Raw genomic sequence first — 4,535 nt, 5'->3', positions numbered from 1 at the left:
ATGGTAACGTCACCATTGCTGGCGTTCATTACAGCGTCTATAACCACGGCGATGCTGAACTGCTGGTGCAGGAAGGGGTGAAAGTCGAGCTCGTGTAAGTTTTTCTTCTCCTTTTTAGGTGAGCTTGAGGTAAAAGCCGCAGCAGGGATGCTGCGGCTTTTTTTGTTGGGTTTGGTGCGGTCTGGCCCTCACCCCGGCCCTCTCCCGCTCGCGGGAGAGGGGGAAAAAACACACAGCGTGCACGCGGGAGAGGATGAAAAGACACATAGCGCGCACGCGGGTGAGGGAGAAAAGACATACCGCACGAGAGAGAGAGGAGCTACAGGCGGCAGAAACCAGCCTCTACTCCGCCGCCGTCAGCGCCGCGGGTTTGTCCTTAACAAAGTCCGGTAGATCGCTGATGCGCTCTGGCGGCAGCGGTTTGCCCAGCAGGAAGCCCTGCAGGGTGTCGCAGCCGAGCCCGGTGAGGAACGCCTGCTGATCCTGGGTTTCCACGCCTTCGGCCACCACTTTGAGATCCAGCGACTGCGCCAGTGCGACGATGGCGGAGACGATGGTTGCGTCTTCCGATTTCGCCTGCAGCTCGTTAACAAAAGCGCGGTCGATTTTCAGCTCGCTGGCCGGTAAGCGCTTGAGATACAGCAGGCTTGAGTAGCCGGTGCCGAAGTCATCAATCGAGGCTTTTACCCCCATGCTGGTCAGCTCGGTGAGGATGCGCACGCTCTCTTCCGGATCGCGCATCGCCGTGGTTTCGGTGACCTCCAGCGTCAGTAGCTCCGCCGGGATCTGGTGCTGTTCCAGCGCCTGCGTCACGGTGTCGACCAGGTTGCACTGCTCAAACTGCAAGGCAGAGAGGTTCACCGCCACCGACCAGTGCGGATGGCCCTGCTGGTGCCAGATGTGCAGCTGGCGGCAGGCTTCGTTGATCACCCAGTTGCCGATATTAATGATCATGCCGGTCTTCTCGGCAATCGGCAAAAACTTGTCCGGCGTCAGCAGGCCGCGCGTCGGGTGCTGCCAGCGCAGCAGCGCTTCGAAGCCAATGATCGGCCCGCTCGGCGCGCAGTACTTAGGCTGATAGAACAGACGCAGCTCGTTGCTATCCAGCGCCTGCCACAGGTCGTTATTAAGCTGCAGCTGCGACTGCGCCAGCGTGTTCATGGACGGCTGGAAGAAGTTGTAGCCGTTGCGGCCGTTGTTCTTGGTGTGATACATCGCGGCGTCGGCGTTAAACATCAGCTCGCGCTCGTCCTTGCCATCACCGGGATAAACGGCGATGCCGATACTCAGCGACACCATCAGCTCGTAGCGTGACACGCTAAACGGGCGATCCACGGCTTTTACCAGCGCATCCGCCACCGCTGCGGCATCATTGGGATCGCCGATCTCAATCAGCAGCACGAATTCGTCACCGCCCAGCCGCGCCAGCGTGTAGTGCCCTTTCATCTGGTCGGTCATGCGCTTGGTTACCGCAATCAGCAGGTTATCGCCGACGTGGTGACCAAAAGCATCGTTGACCGCTTTGAAACCGTCGAGATCCATAAACATCAGCGCAAACTGCGAGCGCTCGCGGTTGGCCTTGTTGATCGCCTGCTCGAGACGATCCTCCAGCAGGATGCGGTTCGGCAGTCGCGTCAGATTATCGTGCAGCGCCAGCTGCGCCAGCTCGCGGTTGGCCTCTGCCAGCGAGCGCGCGAGGATCGAGGTACGCGCCTGCATACGCGCGTCGAGCATCGAAACCAGCAGCGTAATGCCGAGGATCGCCAGCGTCACCACCGTGACCAGCATCGCCAGCCAGTCGCTGTTCACACCGTGATGCGTGGCGTGACTGTGCATCGGGAAGTTCGCCGCCGCCATGCCGGTATAGTGCATGCCGGCAATGGCGCAGCCCATCACCACGGCCGCCCCGACGCGCAGTAGCGTGACGCGGTCATGCCCTTCGCGCAGGTTGAACGCCAGCCACAGCGCGGCACCGGAAGCCACCAGCGCAATCAGCACCGAAACCGCAATCCAGCCCCAGTTCCAGCTGATGCCCGGTTCAAACATCAGCGCCGCCATGCCGGTGTAGTGCATCGCCACCACGCCGGATCCCAGCACCAGCGCGCCGCCCAGCAGCCGTCGCCACGGCAAGTCGCCGGACGAGCACACCAGCCACAGGGCAAAGATGGAGGCAAGAATCGCCACCACCATTGAGGCGGCGGTGAGCAGCGGATCGTAGCTCATCACCATATCCAGGCTCATCGACAGCATGCCGATAAAGTGCATGGCCCAGATGCCCACGCCCATGGCGAAACCGCCGCCCAGCAGCCAGACCAGCGCCACCCGGCCGGTGGAGGAAGCGACGCGCCCCGCCATATCCAGCGCGGTAAACGAGGCCAGCATCGCTACCAGTATCGAAACGAGAACGGTAAACGCATCGTACGAAGTCACTAACATAGTGATTTCCCATATAAAAAAGCTGTGTTAAGTCAGCTGTGGTGTTGTTGAAATGAAAAAGAAAATGTTGGTTTTATAATTGAAATTATCGGCAGACCGGCTGCCGATATGAGTCACTGAACGATGAAAGCTTCCGATGTGAAGGAGAACAAAAATTGCTGGTCAGGCGCCGGTGAGCGGCAGCACGTTGTCAGGAAAGTGCGGCGCAATCGGCGTTGACGCGGTGAATTCGCCGATGCGCTCCGCCGGCGTCGGTTTGCCCAGCAGATACCCCTGCAGCGTGTCAAAGCCGAGACCGGTCAGCAGGCGCTGCTGCTCTTCGGTCTCCACGCCCTCCGCCACCATGCGCAGGTTAAGGCTTTGCGCCAGCGTCAGCATGGCGGTTACCACGGTTGCATCCTCGCTGTCGGCACGCAGGCTGTTAATGAAGGCGCGATCAATTTTCAGCTCGCTGGCCTCAAGATGCTTGAGGTGCAGCAGATTGGCGTAGCCAATGCCGAAGTTGTCGATGGCCACTTTGACGCCAAGCCGCTGCAGTTCGGCGATGCGCTGCTGGCTGAACTGCGGATCGCGCATGGCGATGTTTTCCGTGATTTCCAGCATCAGCGCGCCTTCCGGCAGCTGGTAGCGCTGCAGCGTCTGGCGCAGCGTGTCGATCAGATCGCGCTGATGAAACTGCAGTGCGGAGAGGTTAACCGAGACGCTCCAGTCGCGGTTACCCTCGTCATGCCACTGTCGCAGCTGGCGGCAGGCTTCGTTGATCACCCAGTTGCCGAGCGCCACAATCTGGCCGGTTTTCTCGGCGCGCGCCAGAAACATATCCGGCATCAGCAAGCCGCGGCGCGGATGCTGCCAGCGCAGTAACGCCTCAAAACCCATCAGAATGGTCCCGCCCGCGCGAAACTTCGGCTGGTAGAACAGGCGCATCTCCTGGCACTCCAGCGCGTTCCATAAATCGTTGGCCAGCGCCAGCTGATGCTGCGCCACCGCGCTCATCACCGGTTCAAACAGGCTCCAGCCGTTACGCCCGCTGTGCTTGGTGTGGTACATGGCCGAGTCCGCGTTGAACATCATCTCCTGCGGGCTGCGGCCATGCTGCGGGAAGATCACAATGCCGATGCTGAGCGAGACGCGCAGCGAGTAACGATCCAGCTCAAACGGTGCATCAATGCTGTGCACCAGCCGCTGCGCCAGCGCTTCAGCCTGCGTTGCCGCGTACTGTGGACACAGCATGACAAACTCATCGCCGCCGAGGCGTGCCAGCAAAATGTCCGCATCCAGCTGGCTGCGCAGCCGTTCCGCCACGGCGACCAGCAAACGATCGCCGACGTGATGCCCCCAGGTATCGTTCACCGCTTTGAAGCCGTCGAGATCCATAAACATCAGGGCAAAGGGTTGGTCATACAGCGTCGCGTGTTTGATTTGCGTGCTGAGCTGCTGGTCCAGCATCACGCGATTGGGCAGTGCGGTGAGATTATCGTGCAGCGCCAGCTGGCGCAGCTCGCTGTTGGCGCGCCGCAGCCGGGCGGCAAGACGCGCCGCGCGCAGCTGGGCGTCCAGCATCGAGATCAGCAGCGTCAGACCGAGAATCGTGAGCGTGATGATGGTTACCCACACCGCCAGCCCCTCCTGTCCCATGCCGTGGTGCTGCATGCTGCCTGGGGCGCTGAACTGCGCGGCCGCCATGCCGGTGTAGTGCATGCCGGCAATCGCTACCCCCATCGCCAGCGCCGCGCAGGCGCGCATCAGCAGCAGGCTCTCGCCGTGGCGCAGGTGAAACGCCAGCCACAGCGCAGCACCGGATGCGCCGTAGGCAATCAGTACCGACAGTGCCACCAGGCGCAAATCCCAGTGAATGGCGGGTTCAATCAGCAGCGCAAGCATGCCGAGATAGTGCATGGCAACCACGCCGCTGCCGAGGATCACCGTGCCGCGCAGCAGCCGGCGGCGCGTCAGATGGCTGCCCTGCAGGCCCTGCGCAAAGGCGAAGATGCTGGTGAGAATTGCCAGCAGCAGCGAGAAGGCGGTGAGCGGAATGTCATAGCGCATGGTCATCGGCATCATCATCGCCAGCATGCCAATGAAGTGCATCGCCCAGA

2 protein-coding genes are annotated in these 4,535 nt (G+C 61.3%); both read right to left on the bottom strand.

Annotated elements, in window-relative coordinates; all coding sequences use genetic code 11:
* Nucleotides 1-342: 342 nt before the first annotated feature.
* Nucleotides 343-2,436, bottom strand: a complete 2,094-nt coding sequence (locus QMM04_RS21045; RefSeq protein ID WP_282996938.1) for an EAL domain-containing protein — start codon at nt 2,434-2,436, stop codon at nt 343-345.
* 162 nt (nt 2,437-2,598) lie between these two features.
* A partial coding sequence (locus QMM04_RS21040; protein WP_282996937.1) for an EAL domain-containing protein occupies nt 2,599-4,535 on the bottom strand: 1,937 nt, incomplete at its 5' end.

The organism is Pantoea sp. Pa-EAmG (assembly GCF_030024295.1).
In the GTDB taxonomy this organism is placed as follows: Bacteria; Pseudomonadota; Gammaproteobacteria; order Enterobacterales; family Enterobacteriaceae; genus Pantoea; species Pantoea dispersa.
Note: the sequence above shows the minus strand (reverse complement) of the source record. Positions and strands in the feature narration are given on the sequence as shown.